General features: G+C 38.7%; 17 protein-coding genes and 1 pseudogene. 11 read left to right on the forward strand and 7 right to left on the reverse strand.

The annotated features are described in order from the left end of the window. Positions 1-85: 85 nt before the first annotated feature. From srfP to rlmD, 3 genes are all read left to right on the forward strand, one after another. A complete protein-coding gene (gene srfP / locus M0696_RS03825; RefSeq protein ID WP_248602753.1) occupies positions 86-3,238 on the forward strand; it encodes a surfactin resistance protein SrfP in 3,153 nt (1,050 codons plus the stop codon). Between the two features lie 323 nt (positions 3,239-3,561). Continuing rightward, entirely contained in the window at positions 3,562-4,473 is a 912-nt protein-coding gene (locus M0696_RS03830; RefSeq protein ID WP_003219448.1) for a diacylglycerol kinase, read from the forward strand. Between the two features lie 57 nt (positions 4,474-4,530). Continuing rightward, on the forward strand, positions 4,531-5,925 hold the full coding sequence (gene rlmD, locus M0696_RS03835; protein WP_248602518.1) for a 23S rRNA (uracil(1939)-C(5))-methyltransferase RlmD: 1,395 nt from the start codon (positions 4,531-4,533) through the stop codon (positions 5,923-5,925). A gap of 55 nt (positions 5,926-5,980) precedes the next feature. Here rlmD and M0696_RS03840 read toward each other — a convergent pair whose 3' ends face one another. Continuing rightward, on the reverse strand, positions 5,981-6,412 hold the full coding sequence (locus tag M0696_RS03840) for a response regulator (RefSeq protein WP_248602519.1): 432 nt from the start codon (positions 6,410-6,412) through the stop codon (positions 5,981-5,983). A gap of 599 nt (positions 6,413-7,011) precedes the next feature. Here M0696_RS03840 and M0696_RS03845 point away from each other — a divergent pair. From M0696_RS03845 to M0696_RS03880, 8 genes are read left to right on the forward strand one after another with little or no spacing between them, the layout of a single operon-like run. Next, on the forward strand, positions 7,012-7,575 hold the full coding sequence (locus tag M0696_RS03845) for an N-acyl amino acid synthase FeeM domain-containing protein (RefSeq protein ID WP_222143742.1): 564 nt from the start codon (positions 7,012-7,014) through the stop codon (positions 7,573-7,575). Positions 7,576-7,593: 18 nt separating this feature from the next. After that, the gene (locus M0696_RS03850; RefSeq protein ID WP_015239331.1) at positions 7,594-7,857 is read left to right on the forward strand and encodes an acyl carrier protein; all 264 of its coding nucleotides are present in this window, start codon (positions 7,594-7,596) and stop codon (positions 7,855-7,857) included. Position 7,858: 1 nt separating this feature from the next. Then, positions 7,859-8,299, forward strand: coding sequence for a 3-hydroxyacyl-ACP dehydratase FabZ (gene fabZ / locus M0696_RS03855; protein WP_166853999.1), 441 nt, complete (start codon positions 7,859-7,861; stop codon positions 8,297-8,299). 1 nt (position 8,300) lies between these two features. After that, positions 8,301-9,500, forward strand: a complete 1,200-nt coding sequence (locus M0696_RS03860; protein WP_136803699.1) for a beta-ketoacyl-[acyl-carrier-protein] synthase family protein — start codon at positions 8,301-8,303, stop codon at positions 9,498-9,500. A 17-nt stretch (positions 9,501-9,517) separates the two neighbouring features. Continuing rightward, positions 9,518-10,468, forward strand: coding sequence for a beta-ketoacyl synthase N-terminal-like domain-containing protein (locus tag M0696_RS03865; protein WP_166853997.1), 951 nt, complete (start codon positions 9,518-9,520; stop codon positions 10,466-10,468). Between the two features lie 10 nt (positions 10,469-10,478). Beyond that, the gene (locus M0696_RS03870; RefSeq protein ID WP_166853996.1) at positions 10,479-11,192 is read left to right on the forward strand and encodes an SDR family oxidoreductase; all 714 of its coding nucleotides are present in this window, start codon (positions 10,479-10,481) and stop codon (positions 11,190-11,192) included. A gap of 36 nt (positions 11,193-11,228) precedes the next feature. Next, positions 11,229-12,182 (forward strand): ABC transporter ATP-binding protein, encoded by a 954-nt coding sequence (locus tag M0696_RS03875; protein WP_248602520.1) that lies wholly within the window; start codon positions 11,229-11,231, stop codon positions 12,180-12,182. Continuing rightward, entirely contained in the window at positions 12,183-13,058 is an 876-nt protein-coding gene (locus M0696_RS03880; RefSeq protein WP_007609910.1) for an ABC transporter permease, read from the forward strand. Positions 13,059-13,219: 161 nt separating this feature from the next. On the opposite strand, the gene yezG is transcribed toward M0696_RS03880, so the two are convergent. The 6 genes and pseudogenes from yezG to M0696_RS03910 all read right to left on the reverse strand — a co-directional run bounded on the left by yezG (position 13,220) and on the right by M0696_RS03910 (position 16,630). Beyond that, positions 13,220-13,696, reverse strand: coding sequence for an LXG family T7SS effector immunity protein YezG (yezG, locus tag M0696_RS03885; protein ID WP_166853994.1), 477 nt, complete (start codon positions 13,694-13,696; stop codon positions 13,220-13,222). Between the two features lie 19 nt (positions 13,697-13,715). After that, positions 13,716-14,186: a TIGR01741 family protein gene (locus M0696_RS03890; RefSeq protein WP_261311425.1), complete on the reverse strand. Its 471-nt coding sequence runs from the start codon at positions 14,184-14,186 to the stop codon at positions 13,716-13,718. Between the two features lie 76 nt (positions 14,187-14,262). After that, a complete protein-coding gene (locus M0696_RS03895; RefSeq protein ID WP_248602521.1) occupies positions 14,263-14,733 on the reverse strand; it encodes a TIGR01741 family protein in 471 nt (156 codons plus the stop codon). Between the two features lie 33 nt (positions 14,734-14,766). Then, positions 14,767-15,228, reverse strand: coding sequence for an antitoxin YezG family protein (locus M0696_RS03900; protein ID WP_032872502.1), 462 nt, complete (start codon positions 15,226-15,228; stop codon positions 14,767-14,769). Between the two features lie 16 nt (positions 15,229-15,244). Further along, positions 15,245-15,734 (reverse strand): annotated as a pseudogene (locus M0696_RS03905) (immunity protein YezG family protein). A gap of 440 nt (positions 15,735-16,174) precedes the next feature. Further along, positions 16,175-16,630, reverse strand: coding sequence for a TIGR01741 family protein (locus M0696_RS03910; protein WP_166854716.1), 456 nt, complete (start codon positions 16,628-16,630; stop codon positions 16,175-16,177). Positions 16,631-16,640: the final 10 nt, after the last annotated feature.

The raw sequence follows: 16,640 nt of genomic DNA on the forward strand, positions 1-16,640 counted from the left end.
TATATGAGTTGACGTTGTTGCGTTATAACGTTTAGTATTATATAGAATGACCAGTCAGTCAATTAAAAATGTAATGGAGGATATGATGAATCACGTTATTAATTTCGTTCTGAAAAACAAATTCGCCGTATGGCTGATGACGATTATTGTAACAGCAGCCGGCTTGTATGCGGGTATGAATATGAAGCAAGAATCCATTCCTGACGTGAACATGCCTTACTTGACGATCAGCACGACATATCCGGGCGCGACGCCAAGCCAGGTGGCTGATGAGGTGACCAAACCGGTTGAACAAGCGGTGCAGAATTTGGACGGGGTCAGTGTTGTGACTTCGACGTCCTATGAAAACGCATCGTCGGTCATGATTGAATATGACTATGAGAAAGATATGGACAAAGCCAAAACAGAAGCGGCTGAAGCATTAGAAAACGTCAGCCTGCCTGATGACGCGAAGGACCCGGAAATTTCACGCTACAGCTTGAACTCCTTCCCGATTCTGACGCTGAGCGTGTCCAGTGACAAAGACAACTTGCAAGAACTGACGAAACAAGTGGAGGACAGCCTCGTTTCTAAGCTTGAAGGCATAGAAGGCGTTGCTTCAGTCCAAGTATCAGGCCAGCAGGTGGAAGAGGTTGAATTCTCTTTCAAAGAAGACAAACTGAAAGAATACGGCCTTGATGAAGATACAGTCAAGCAAGTGATTCAAGGTTCAGATGTGACAACTCCGCTTGGATTGTACACATTCGGAAATAAAGAAAAATCTGTTGTCGTAAGCGGCGATATTGAAACAATCAAAGATTTGAAGAATATGAGAATCCCGACGGCATCTGCTTCAAGTGCAGGCAGCAGCGCAGCATCTCAAGCGGCAGCGCAGAGTGCACAAGCAGCTCAAAGCACGGCAGCACAGGCGCAGCAAAGCGCAAGCACAGACGTGCCGACGGTCAAGCTTTCTGACATTGCCACAATGAAAGATGTGAAAAAAGCTGAATCTGTTTCACGCACAAATGGCAAAGACAGTATCGGCATTAACATCGTCAAAGCAAACGATGCAAACACAGTAGAGGTTGCTGACGATGTCAAAGCTGAGCTGAAGAAGTTTAAAGAAGACCATAAAGGCTTCGACTACAGCGCAACACTCGATATGGCAGAGCCGATCACACAGTCAGTTGAAACGATGTTAAGCAAAGCCATTTTCGGCGCTATTTTTGCGATTGTGATTATTCTCTTATTCTTAAGAGATATCAAATCAACATTAATTTCGATTATTTCTATTCCATTATCATTGCTGATCGCACTTCTTGTGCTGCAACAGCTTGATATCACACTGAATATCATGACGCTCGGTGCGATGACAGTTGCGATTGGACGGGTTGTCGATGACTCTATCGTTGTGATCGAGAACATTTACCGCCGCATGAGACTCAAAGATGAGCCGCTCCGCGGAAAAGCTTTGGTTCGTGAAGCGACGAAGGAAATGTTTAAACCGATCATGTCATCAACGATCGTGACAATCGCAGTATTCCTGCCGCTCGCACTTGTAGGCGGACAAATCGGTGAATTGTTTATTCCATTTGCTTTAACGATCGTATTTGCGCTTGCCGCATCCCTGGTGATTTCGATCACGCTTGTGCCGATGCTTGCGCACAGCCTGTTCAAAAAATCATTAACGGGCGGGCAGGTCAAAGCGAAAGAACACAAACCTGGCAGACTTGCAAACATCTATAAAAAAGTATTGAACTGGGCGCTGAGCCATAAATGGATCACGTCTATCATCGCTGTTCTTATGCTCCTTGGAAGCTTGTTCCTTGTACCGTTAATCGGTGCCAGCTACCTGCCGTCCCAGGAAGAAAAAACGATGCAGCTCACATATAGCCCAGAACCGGGTGAAACGAAAAAAGAAGCCGAAAAAGAAGCTGAAAAAGCGGAAAAAATCCTGCTTGACCGCAAGCATGTCGATACGGTTCAGTATTCATTAGGCTCTGGCAGCCCGCTTGCCGGAGGAGATTCTAACGGTGCGTTATTCTATATCAAATATGAAAGCGACACGCCAGACTTTGATAAAGAAAAAGACAACGTGCTGAAGGAAATCCAAAAGCAATCTGACCGCGGAGAATGGAAGTCACAGGACTTCAGCTCTTCAGGCAATAACAATGAATTAACATACTATGTGTATGGCGATACTGAAAACGACATTAAAGACACGGTCAAAGACATTGAAAAAGTCATGAAAGATGAAAAGGATCTGAAAAACGTAAGCTCAGGCCTTTCCAGCACATATGATGAGTACACATTTGTCGCTGACCAAGAAAAATTAAGCAAACTTGGTTTAACGGCGTCTCAAATTTCTCAGGCCTTAATGACACAAACATCACAAGAACCGCTCACAACCGTGAAAAAAGACGGCAAAGAGCTTGATGTGAACATTAAGACTGAAAAAGACGAGTATAAGAGTGTGAAAGATTTAGAGAACAAAAAGATCACTTCTGCAACTGGCCAGGAAGTCAAAATTGGCGATGTTGCAAAAGTGAAAGAAGGATCAACATCCGATACAGTGTCAAAACGTGACGGAAAAGTCTATGCAGATGTCACAGGTGAAGTGACAACAGACAACGTTACAGCTGTATCAGCTGATGTCCAGAAGAAAATTGATAAGCTTGACCTTCCTGATAACGTATCGATTGATACAGGCGGCGTATCAGCAGATATCGCTGATTCCTTCACGAAGCTCGGTTTAGCGATGCTTGCAGCGATTGCGATCGTCTATCTCGTGCTTGTGATTACATTCGGCGGAGCACTAGCGCCATTTGCGATTCTGTTCTCATTGCCGTTCACAGTCATCGGTGCCCTGGTCGGACTTTATGTATCAGGTGAAACGATCAGTCTGAACGCAATGATCGGTATGCTTATGCTGATTGGTATCGTTGTTACGAATGCCATTGTCTTAATTGACCGCGTCATCCACAAGGAAGCGGAAGGACTGTCTACGAGAGAAGCGCTCCTCGAAGCCGGCTCTACACGACTCCGTCCGATCCTGATGACAGCCATCGCGACAATCGGCGCCTTGATTCCGTTAGCACTCGGATTCGAAGGCGGAAGCCAGGTCATTTCAAAAGGACTCGGCGTAACCGTTATCGGCGGTTTAATCAGTTCGACGCTTCTGACGCTCTTAATCGTGCCAATCGTATACGAAGTATTGGCGAAGTTCCGCAAGAAAAAACCGGGAACGGAAGAAGAGTAAAAAAACAAAAAGCCTCAGCTCTGCTGAGGCTTTCAGCTTGTTGAAAAACCCTCGCATTCGTTGTCAGGTCTGCGCGTCGGTGCTCACGAATTCTACATTCGCTCCGCTCCAATGCTCCCCCTTCCTAGACTACAAAGGTTTTCAATCAAGCTGAAAGAATGTTAAGGATGACAAAAGCTCAAAACAAGAATCAGTTTTGAGCTTTTGTGCGTTTTCACCTGTAAGATTATGTACATTTTGTTGCGATTTTTTTAACTCATAGTATAATTAAAGGTTGTTAGTGTAAAAATGGATCGGATACTCTTAAGTAGGATGATGAGATAATGAAACGTGCACGCATAATATACAATCCGACTTCAGGACGGGAGATCTTTAAAAAGCATCTTGCCCAGGTCCTGCAAAAATTTGAACAAGCCGGCTATGAAACCTCCACCCATGCCACGACATGCGCAGGAGACGCTACGCACGCCGCCAAGGAAGCGGCATTGCGTGAGTTTGACTTAATCGTTGCAGCAGGCGGAGATGGAACGATCAACGAGGTCGTCAACGGGCTTGCGCCTTTAGACAACCGTCCGACACTCGGTGTCATTCCTGTCGGCACAACGAACGACTTCGCCAGAGCGCTCAATATTCCGCGCGAGGATATTTTAAAAGCGGCAGATACGGTCATTAACGGTGTTGCCCGCCCGATTGATATCGGACAGGTGAACGGCCAGTATTTTATCAATATCGCCGGAGGAGGACGTCTGACGGAGCTGACGTACGACGTGCCTAGCAAACTCAAGACGATGCTCGGCCAGCTTGCTTATTATTTAAAGGGAATGGAAATGCTGCCTTCACTTCGTCCGACAGAAGTCGAGATTGAATATGACGGCAAGCTGTTTCAAGGTGAAATCATGCTGTTTTTGGTCACGCTGACAAATTCCGTCGGCGGGTTCGAAAAACTCGCACCGGATTCCAGCCTGAATGACGGCATGTTTGATTTGATGATATTAAAGAAAGCAAACCTTGCTGAATTTATCAGGGTCGCAACGATGGCGCTCCGCGGCGAACACATCAACGACCAGCACATTATTTATACAAAAGCGAACCGCGTGAAAGTCAATGTATCAGAAAAGATGCAGCTGAACCTGGACGGCGAGTACGGCGGCATGCTGCCGGGCGAATTCGTGAATCTGTATCGACACATTCACGTCGTCATGCCGAAGGAGAAAGCGGAACAGCTGGATGACTAAAAACTTGGCTTGTACAGGCCAAGTTTTTCTTTCGCTTAAAACTAGAGGTGATTATAGATGAAAATGAAACCCCCAGTAGAAAAAAACGAATACTACGACGTGACATTTGAGGATTTGACCCACGAAGGAGCGGGCGTCGCAAAGATCCAAGGCTTCCCAATCTTTGTGCCAAATGGTCTGCCGGAGGAAAAAGCACAAATCAAAGTGACACGCGTCAAAAAAGGGTTCGCTTTCGGCCGCCTGATCGAGCTGAAGGAAGAAAGCCCGCACAGAACTGACGCCCCATGTCCGATCTACAAGCAATGCGGAGGCTGCCAGCTTCAGCACATGACCTACGAAGGCCAGCTCTTGTTTAAACAGAAACAAGTCAAAGACGTCTTAGAACGGATCGGCAAGCTGGACCTGTCAAACGTCACCGTACACCCGACACTCGGCATGGAAGACCCTTGGAACTACAGAAACAAAGCGCAGGTGCCGGTAGGAGAACGAGAAGGCGGACTCGTCGCCGGATTCTATCAGCAAAGAAGCCATGACATCATCGACATGAGCGCCTGCCTGATCCAGCAATCCAAAAACGACGAAACCGTCCAAGCCGTCAAAGACATTTGCGCCAAATACGGTGTCAAAGCCTACAACGAAGAACGCCACAGAGGCTGGCTCCGCCATATTATGGTTCGATACGGCGTGGTAACGGGAGAAATGATGATCGTCTTCATTACAAGAACGAACGACTTCCCGCACAAAGCGAAGATCATTGAAGACATCACAGCGCAATTCCCGCACGTCAAATCCATCGTGCAAAACATCAACCCAAACAAAACAAACGTCATCTTTGGGAACGAAACAAACGTCATCTGGGGCGAAGAATACATCTACGACCTCATCGGAGACGTCAAATTCGCCATCTCCGCAAGATCGTTCTATCAGGTTAACCCAGAGCAAACAAAAGTGCTTTATGACAAAGCGCTTGAGTACGCGGAGCTGCAAGGAGAAGAAACCGTCATCGACGCCTACTGCGGCATCGGAACGATTTCTCTATTCCTGGCGAAGCAGGCGAAAAAAGTGTACGGTGTAGAGATTGTGCCAGAAGCAATTGAAGATGCGAAACGAAACGCTGAGCTCAACGGCATCACAAACGCTGAGTTCGCGGTCGGGGAAGCGGAAACCGTGATTCCAAAGTGGTATGAAGAAGGCATCACGGCCGACACCCTCGTCGTCGACCCGCCAAGAAAAGGCTGCGACGAAGCCCTCCTGCGGACGATTGTGGAGATGAAACCGAAGCGGGTGGTGTACGTGTCCTGCAATCCAGGAACGCTTGCAAGAGACCTGCGGGTGCTTGAGGATGGCGGGTACGTGACGCGCGAAGTGCAGCCTGTGGATATGTTCCCGCATACGAATCATGTGGAGTGTGTGGCTGTGCTTTATTCTAAGGGTGCAGTTAACTGTTACTAAGAAGAAGGAGTAAAGATAATAAATATCTTTACTCCTTTCATTTGTAAGAAAGTTGCTATTTTTTAATCCTTAAGTTATACATGCAGCAGCCCTTGACAGCATGTTGAGGAAATACATGGTTTCCTGCAAAAGATTGTTTGACTGCAGTTATTAGTTCATTAATTGAATTTTCTTTCTTTACATAAGCAGCCGCTCCGGCATTGTATGCTGCATATATATATTCATCATACTCATAACCGGATAAAATTACAATTTTTAACTCCGGAAATGTTTTCTTAATGTTTCTTGTCAAGGAGATTCCGTTGTAAGATTTCATCCTAATATCAATAATTAGAATATTGGGGCGATGGTGGTCAATTTCATCATATATCTCTGCAGGATTTGATAAAGTGCTAACTACTTCAATAACTCTGTCGTGTTCTAGCAATTGTTTAATACCTTGTACCATCATCATATGATCATCTAACAGCAATACTTTGATTTTCAACTGATTTACTCCATTCATTGGAAAAGTAGTTGTAACAATAATGTGTTAAAACGTTTTTCTCTTTGGTTATAAATTAAAATAGAAAAGGATCGATTATAAGATATCTGCTTTGGGCTTTAGTTATTTCTAAAATGATGTAGATCCTGATCATTGGTAAGAAGGTTATAATATATATCTATAATATGGTCCTTATGGAATATTATATCGTTTTCCTTGTTTTTAATCTAGATAAAAGTATAATATACTATCCCTTTTTTGTTAGTTATTTCTTAATAACTCATTTTTTTAATTACTCAAATTTCCTAAATTGATAATCGCCTCTAAAAACCTGCAATTAACAATAATAAGTTGGCAACATCGCGCCAGTTCTTTGGCGGGATTTACGGATTTCATCTGAGTCAATATTTTGATATTTTTATGTAGAGAAGAAAATATTGGTTAAATAGAGGCAGAATATACTATTTTCACTGATGTTCTGTTTTTGATACACCTCAAAAAATACTGTGATGCACTTCAGCTAAAGCGTAGACAGAGTAAACTTTTTAAAGAGTTACAGAATCAGGATTCAATCTTGAGACGGGACAAAGGGAGGGGTAATAATGTTAAAAGTAAAGATCTTAGAAACCGAAGAAGAGAAAAAAGAACTATATGCAACGAGATATAAAATCTTTGTTGAACAGGAAAAATCAGTGCCTGCTGAAAATTATAAGGACGGTTTATTAAAGGATCATTCTGATGATCATGCTTACCAAATCGGTTGTTATGAAGGCAATTTATTAGTTGGGTTTATGACTTTAATTGTAAAAAAAGATGATGAATTATTAGAGGTTGAACAAACTCATAATTTGATACCGCAAGAGAATGAAAAATATGCAGAAGTCATGAGATTAGTCGTGTTAGAAACATCTTTTACTAAAACGATTTCAATGAAAGGTAAAGTAATGAACCTTCTATTTGAAACAGTGAAAGATATTATTATCTCTGAAAATATTACTCATCTTCTCTTGCAGAGCAGAGAGAAATCTAAAAAAATGTACGAAAAAATAGGGTTTAAACAAATCGGTGATTTCAGATTATACAGAGAGAAATCATACCAATGTCCTATGAAACTTAACGTGATGAAAGTAAGCGAAAAGGTAGTAAATATATCGGAATTTATTTAATGAAAGGGATGGAGCTAAATGAGTCTGGAAACATTAATTAGTGTAGAAAAAAAAGAAAAGCTAGTGGGAATGATCGCGGAAATCTTGGAAGTGGAACCAGAAGAAATAAAGGATGATACAGATCTGGTTGAAGAATTAGATGCTGACTCAATGATGGCTTTAGAAATCTTAGCCTGTGTCGAAAAGGAGTTTCAAATAAAAATACCGGAAGAAGAGTTACAAAACTTCACCACAGTAAATAATATTATTTCAATTATTGAAGAAAGAATAAAGGAAAAATAATATGAATTCATTGTCGCATGATGAGGTTTTAGAGAAATTACCGCAGAGATACCCTTTTGTAATGATAGATCGAGTGATTGAGGCTAATGAAACTTACATAACAGCTATGAAAAATGTATCAGGAAATGAACCGTGCTTCCAAGGGCATTTCCCTGAAAAGAAGATATTTCCGGGTGTGTATATCACAGAAGCGATTGCTCAAGCAGCTATTCTTTTGTTTTCACAGAACGAAAATTCAGAAGAAACAAAACAAACTCTTCCTCTCCTTTACCACACAAATGTGAAATTTAAAAAGCCAATTGTACCGGGAGATCAAATGATTATTACATTAAATATAATAAAGAAAATTAGTAAGGCTGCAATTGTGAAAGCTGAAGTGAAAGTAGATGATTCTAAATGCGCATCGGGAGAATTGACCTTTACACTTGTGGGAGATGAATAATTTGAAAAGAGTTGTAGTAACCGGTACAGGAGCTATTACTTCGATAGGCCTTAATTCAAAAGATTTTTGGAGATCTTGTTTGAGTGGAGAGTCCGGCATTTCACCTATTCAAAAAGACGGACTTCAATTATTGGATCCTAAGTATGGCGGTCAAATTCATAACTTCAATGCTTCTGAATGGATTAAAGTTAACGATTATAAGTCAATTGGAAGAGGTTCTCAATTATTAATTGCAAGTATGTATGATGCAATCAAAAATGCTGAATTGAAGCCTGAAACTTATAAAATGGCAGATTTATATGTTGGAACCACTATGGGTGAAATATCCATTGAAAAAACTGACTATAATCGTCATTTGGAAGAAGCTAGCCCTCAACATCTTTTAGATCAAGGATTCTTGCATACGTTATTAGCAAATGCCTGCAGAGAATTTGAGTTACAAGGAGAGACAATGCTTGTTGCAAATGCTTGTTCTGCAGGTAATTATGCAATTATTCAAGGCTATGAAAAGATCAGAAACGGAGAACAATCTATCTGTTTTACAGCAGGAGAAGATCCTTTCTCGACTATTGCTTATTACGGGTTTAACCGATTAAAGGCTATTGCAGCAAAAGAATGTAAACCATTTGATGCTCACAGAGATGGAATGCTTGTTGCTGAAGGAGCGGGCTGTTTAGTATTAGAAGAATTAGAACACGCCCAAAAAAGAGGTGCTAATATCCTGGCAGAAGTTAAAGGGTATGGAGTTTCATGTGATGCCTATCATATCACTGCGCCGCATCCTAATTCGACAGGGATAATACAAGCCATGGAAAAAGCTATAAAAAAGGCTGGTATTACAACTGATGATGTAGATTACATCAGCGCTCATGGTACAGGTACTCAAGCTAATGATAAAGCGGAGTCGTTTGCAGTTAACCAATTATTTAATAAAAAAGTGCCGATGAGTTCAATTAAGTCCATGATAGGTCATTCTATGGGGGCTGCAAGTCTTCTTGAAGCGATTGTATGTTGTAACGCTGTAAAAGAAGACGTTGCACCTCCAACAATAAACTTTGAACTAAAAGATATAAATTGTGATGTTGATTGTATTCCAAATAATAAACGGTCATTTCCTATTGAGTATGCTATGAATAATTCTTACGCTTTTGGCGGCGCCAATTCCAGCATCATTTTCAAGAAATTCAGAGACAATTGCTAAAAATGGAGATGAGTAAAATGAATATTATTGGAAGAGGTAAAGTTCTTTCTGAAACAATAAGCGTGGAAAGCATAAGAAATAACGTAGAGATAAACGGTATCCTTGAACCTGAGAATTTTGATATAAAACAGTATGTTAAATATAAAGGACTCCGTTCATTAACAAAAGCAACTAATTTAGCAATTGCATCAATAAGTGAGGCAATTACAGATGCGGGAAGCAGATACAGTGAACATTCTCCAGAAAGAATCGGTGTTTTTGTGGGAAGTACATTAAACCCTTTGGATGCCGCTTATCATTTTATGACAGATGTCTATGAAGCTTCTCCGGATTTTGTGAGTCCGGTTAAATTCTCTAGTTCTGTATTAAATAATATTTCCGGATGGGCTTCCATTGTTTATGGAATAACAGGCTTAAACTCAACTGTAATTTCAGGAAATCTTTCTGGAATAGACGCTTTGAAAATGGCAGTTTCATACATAAATAATAATGTTATTGATATTGCCATTGTGACTGCTGTTGAGGGAAACGAAGCAGGATCCATTTATCAACAAGGGAACCTTCAAAAAAAAGTAAATGCTGTTACAGGCGCAATTTCGTTTATTATAGAAAAAGATGAAAATAACTATCCAAATATAGAAAATATAAATAGTTTCCAACATACTGAAGATAATAGGGATAAAATCATTATGAACTTAGAAAAAGATTTAAATGACGGAATAACAAAAAATTTAATTTATGGTTCAAATAATTGCAATGATGAAATCATTTTTAACTATTTAAAAAGCAAAAAATTTGACGATGAATTAAATATATTGGATATATCTCGAAGCTCCGGGATGTCAAATGCTTTATCCGGGTTTTTGAAGTTACTGGTATCAATGGACATGGAAGGTGAAACATTAGTGATCGAGACGAATGAAGTTGGAAACGATAGCATCATTAAAATAAATTCAAAAATTAGTTGAGGATCAGATTATGAAAAAAATAGCCATTATAACGGGTGGTACCGGAGATTTAGGACAATCACTTATTGATAAATTTCATCATAATAATTATATTGTTTATTTTACGTATTTCGGAAATGTCGAGAGAGCTAAAATGATTGAAGAAAAATACCCTGGAACAAAAGCTATAAAGGTCGATGTCAGAGAATACAGCCTTGTGAAAGAATTTATCGAGCGAATATATAACACGCATGAACGGATAGATTGTCTGATTAATAATGCCGGAATTAATAAAGATAAAACAATTTCTTTTATGAATCAAAAGTCTTGGTTAGAAGTGATCGATACAAATCTGAACGGTACTTTCAATTGTTGTAAATTCGTCTCGAAATATATGATCAATCAAGGTTATGGTTCAATTATTAACATGTCCTCGGTTTCAGGTATAAAAGGTATTGAAGGTCAGACTAATTATGGTGCGGCAAAAGCAGGGGTTAACGGGCTAACAAAAACTTTAGCGAAAGAGTTGGCAAAGTATAATGTTAGGGTCAATTCCGTTTGCCCAGGCTTTATAGAATCAGACATGACAAGTAATTTGGACGAGGACAGGATGATCAATCTTATCCCAATGCAGTGTGTAGGAAGTCCGGATGATGTAAGTGAATTATCACTTTTTTTGTCGGAAAATAGATCCAAATACATTACTGGGCAAATGATTGCAGTTGACGGAGGACTAACAATCTAGCATAATTTAGTAATCTTACTTTTCGAGGTGAACAGAATGGGAGAAGAACAAGACATTATTACAGTAACCGATCTGCGCAAAAAATATGGATCATTTGAAGCAGTGAAAGGGGTATCCTTTTCTGTCAAACGCGGCGAGCTGTTTGCATTTCTGGGAACGAACGGTGCAGGGAAATCGACCACTATCGATATTCTCTGTACGCTGATTAAAAAGACATCCGGAAAAGTGGTAATAGACGGTTATACGCTTGGTGAGGGGAAAGAGAATAATCATATCCGCAAAAAGATTGGGGTTGTCTTTCAAGAGAGCATTTTGGATGAACGATTGACCGTTTATGAAAATATCATGAACCGCGGACAATATTATCATTTAAGCAAGGCACAAGTGCAAGAGAACTATCAGTTTGTAACAGACTATTTAAAATTGGATGATATTAAGGAGAAAAAATACAGCGATTTGTCAGGCGGTCAAAGAAGAAGAGCGGATATTGCCCGTGCCATCATCCATAAACCGACTATATTATTTTTAGATGAGCCTACTACAGGTCTTGATCCGCAAACGAGAGTATTTGTTTGGAATGCGATTAAAAGACTGCAGGAAGAAACAAACATGACGATTTTTTTAACGACCCATTACATGGAGGAGGCCGCTGTGGCTGATAACGTTGTGGTCATCAAAGAAGGACATCTGATCGCAGAGGGTACACCGAATCAGCTGAAAGATCAATATGCGTTTGACAGTCTGCATATGATGTTTAAGCAAGGCGTTGATCCGATTGCATGGTTTGAAAATAAACAACTGGATTTTACGGTTAAAAACTCTATTTATTCCCTTCGTGTAGAGTCCACTCTCCAAGCGTTTGACATTTTGAAAGGTCTTGAAGGAAAAATCGAATCTTTCGAGGTGATTAAAGGGAATATGGATGATGTGTTTATCCATATTATCGAAGAACAAGGAAGCAGTTTGCCAGTAAAGGGGAGCATTGCATAAATGAAGTCTTTATCCAGTTTAATCAGCAGAAATATAAAAATATACTTCCGTGATCGAACGCTTTTGCTTCTTTCTTTGCTGTCAGTATTTATCGTCATTCTGTTATATGCCGTGTTCTTACAGCAGACACAGCTGGACGCCATTAAGGCCTTGGTCGGTTCGACAGATGATTCCAAAGCAATGGTGAACGAATGGATGGTGGCGGGATTGTTGTCCATTACAGCTGTGACAACGACTTTAGGCGCTTTCGGAATTATGGTGAAAGATAAAGAAAGTAAAAGAACGTATGACTTTTTAACAGCTCCTTTATCAAGGGCGACCATCCAATTGAGCTATGTCATTCATTCATTTGTCATCGGCTTGATCTTTTCTTTCATCGCCTTTTTAGGCTGTGAAATTTTTCTCGTTTCAACAGGCAGCAAACTTTTAAGCGGAACAGATATACTTGAAGTATTGGGGATCATTATTCTTTCAGTTGCACTGTCAAGTTCCATAAATTTATTTTTAACGCTGTTTATTCACACACAAAATGCATTTTCGACGTTAAGTACGATTGTCGGAACAGCCATCGGTTTTTTATGCGGAGTATATGTGCCGATCGGCGGCGTACCGGTGTTTGTGCAGAAGATTATTATGTACTTCCCTATCAGCCACACCGCCGTTCTGTTCAGAAAAGCGTTTATGACAGACTCAGTTGATAAAGTATTTAAACATGCCTCTGCGGACCAAATACAGGAATATGAAAAGCATTACGGGATCGTCTACAAGTTAAACGGCCATTTTATCAGTACGGCAGCAAGCTTGTGGATCATTGTTATTACAGCCATCATATTTACCGTCATATCTATTTTCATATTTAAAAAACAAAATAAATGACTTCTTCAGACGATACATAACGAGGTAACAGGCAGCATCCGTTTACTGGATGCTGCCTGTTTTGTTTAGTCTTATGGGAGCATGCCCATATTTTTGCCCTTCTTCAAATCCTGTCTTTGTGTACATTAGTCAAGATATCCTGATTGTCAGCTTTTCATTTTTCATTCGCTAGTCTTGATGAAATCTTCTAGGAAGGCTCTTAACGTTATCCTTTTTGGCATCAAGCCTAGGTTTTTATACAGCCAAACAGCTTTTCTTTGTGCTCCATTTAGCTCTGAACCGATTACATCTTCATAGTTATAATCTATAGAAAACTGGCCTGTTATATCTAGATTCAAAGTCAAGTTCGTCCAAATATGCAGATTAGTTTCTTTATATTCTTTGCGCAGTTCTTCGAAGGCTTCTTGAAGTTTGATTAATAGATCGTCATAAAGATCTTCGCTTACTTGAAAGTGCTCAGGAATATTATGAGAATAGATATAATCCTCACTTTGCGGAGGATTGAAATAAAAGAAAACTTCAGAAGAATCGTCGAGTATTTCTGCATAAAGAATGACCTTTTCCCATTCAGAAGGAATGATTTCGTTAATGCCTTCTGCTATCTGTTGATATAATTCACCCATTTTTTCTGTTTCCATGCTAACCTCCAGTTCAAATTTATAGATTTAGGTAGCTAATTACAAATTCTTTATCATCGTCATCTTCAGGCAAAATACCAAGGTTTTTATATTCCCATATTGCGATTCTTTCATATCCATCTAAATCTGATGCTAAAATATCGTCATCATTATAATCAAGTTGGAATGGACCATCGCTCTCCAATGTCAATGTAAGGTTCGTCCAAACCTGATCATTATTATTTTTGTGCTCAGCTCGTAATTCCTCAAAAAGTTCACGGATTTCTCTTAATAAAGTTTTGAAGATATCTTTACTTACACTGTATCGGACAGGTATATCTTGCGAATAAATCAGTTGATATTTTTCTGGTGTCTTGAAGTGAAAGAGAACCATGGTAGAGTCAGCTAATACTTCTGCATAAAGATATATTTTTGCCCATTCACAAGGTATGATGTCATTTAATTTATCACAAATAATCTGGTGCAAATCTAGCATTTTTTTAGTTTCCAACCTTTTAAACTCCTATTGTCGAGAGATCTTAGTTATAAAAAACAGCCCAGCAGTAAAGCGCTGAGCCATTATTGATTTATAGACCGAAGTAGCTTATTACAAATTCTTTATCGTCCTCATCTTTAGGCAATATCCCTAAATTTTGATATTTCCAAACATCTCGTCTTTGAAGGTCATCAAGTTCAGAGGATAAAACATCATCATAATTATAATCAATTGAAAACTTTCCGGTGTTTTCTAATTTTAAAGTGAGATTTGTCCAAATATCTTGATTGACTAGTTTAAATTCTTCTTTTAGTTCTTCAAAAAGCTCTTGAAGTTCAATTAGCAGTTGATCGTAAATCTCTTCGCTCACATCAAAATGTTCAGGTATATTATGAGAAAATAAATAATCACTGTTATTTGGTGTTGTAAAATAAAAGTATATATCCGCTGAGTCATCAAGTATTTCAGCATATAAAACGATCTTTTCCCATTGAGATGGAATCATTTCATTTAGATGTTCAGCAATCTTTTGATATAGTTCACCCATTTTTTGAGTTTCCATTGATGACCCTCTACCTTTGAATTGTTGAACCCATTATTTAATATTTAGATAATCCTTAACAAATTCTTTGTCCTCTTCGTCTTCAGGGAAAATCCCCAAGTTATTGAACTCCCAAATCATTTGTCTTTCGTATTCGTCCAAATCAGATTCAATAACATCTTCATAATCATAATCAATTGAGAACGTTCCATCGCTTTCAAGATTCAGTGTCAAATTTGTCCATGCTTCAGGATTATTTTCTTTAAACTCATTGTGTAACTGTTTAAATAACTCTTGAAGATCTATTAATAGTTCGGTATAAATTTTTTTACTAACTTGAAATTGTTCTGGAATGTCATGAGAGTATATATATTCATCGTTTTCTGGTGTTTGAAAGAAAAAATACACTTCTCTGGAACCGTCTAGTATTTCCGCATAAAGAACAACTTTGCTCCATTCAGAAGGAATTATTTTTCCTATGGCATCAGTTATTTTTAGATAAGCTTTTTCTAACATCATTATCCCAACTTTATTAAATTGGATTTTCAGGATATTCATCTAAATATTTTTTTTATTAATTTTTGTAATGATGAATCCTTAGGTTCTTCCCTTAAATATTTGAATTTCCAGATGATAAGCTGATCACTGAAACTATAATCTGTCTTAAACCAATCTGTATAATCAAAGTTGACAGTTAATTTTCCTGATCTTTCTAGGCTAAGAGTGAAAGAATAAAATAATTCTTGATCATGATCTTTGAAAACATCTCTCATTTTTCCGCTTAGTTTAAATAATTCCATCTCATACTGATCGAATTCATTTTCGTCAATATCAAATTCAAACGGAATTTCAAGACTGTACTTAAAATGATTAGGTTCATTTTGAGAATTATAAAAAAAGTAAGTGCCTCCGCCTGTCTCTGAAACCTGAGCATAGAACAAAAATTTCTCCCATGGTTCTGGTATCATTTCGTTAACGGTTTCAGCTATACTTCTATATAATGCATTTAATTCATTTTCCAAAAAGAATCAACCCCCAACATTAGCTACCTTTTGGACAAAGTTCTAACAAGTCATGAAATAAGTGAAGTTCTACGTTGATTTGGGGACCGAATAAAGTAAAGGCTCTGTTTTTATATCAAGATCACAAATGACTTCGTTCATTTCTTGATAATCCAATTCGTTGTATCCCTTTGGAGACCTTCTCATATTTAGGAAATTCAAAGTAAAATGAAGCAGAGGACCAGATTTCACTCATTCTTATATTCTCAAATTGTATCTCCATTGTTTTTACAAATGTTTTATTTCTTTGGGTAGTGTTATAGGTTGTTTGCATAATGATAGATAATTGTTCTAAGGAAGGTTAGCCTCATTATAGAGTTAATTTATTTTATATAGAAAACATTTAAATTTATGGTTTATAAAAAATAGCTCAGCAGAGTAGGGCTGAGCCATTTTTTTATTTATAGACCGAGGTAGCTAATTACAAATTCTTTATCATCCTCATCTTCAGGCAAAATACCAAGGTTTTTATATTCCCATATTGCGATTCTTTCATATCCATCTAATTCTGATGCTAAAATATCATCATAATTATAATCTAATTGGAATTCTCCGCTACTATCCAATGTTAGTGTAAGGTTAGTCCAAACATCATCGTTATTATTTCTGTGTTCAGTTCTTAATTCTTCAAAAAGTTCTCTTAGTTCTCTTAATAACGTCTTGAAAATATCCTTGCTTACGTTGTAATGGCTAGGTATATCTTGTGAATAAATAATTTGATTATTTTCTGGTGTTCTGAAGTGAAAAAGAACCATTGTGGAATCATCTAATACTTCTGCATAAAGATATATCTTTGTCCATTCACCAGGTATGATGTCATTGAGTTTTTCTCCAATGAGTTGATACAAATCTTGCATCTTCCTAGTT

Source organism: Bacillus rugosus, from assembly GCF_023238245.1.
Lineage (GTDB): Bacteria > Bacillota > Bacilli > Bacillales > Bacillaceae > Bacillus > Bacillus rugosus.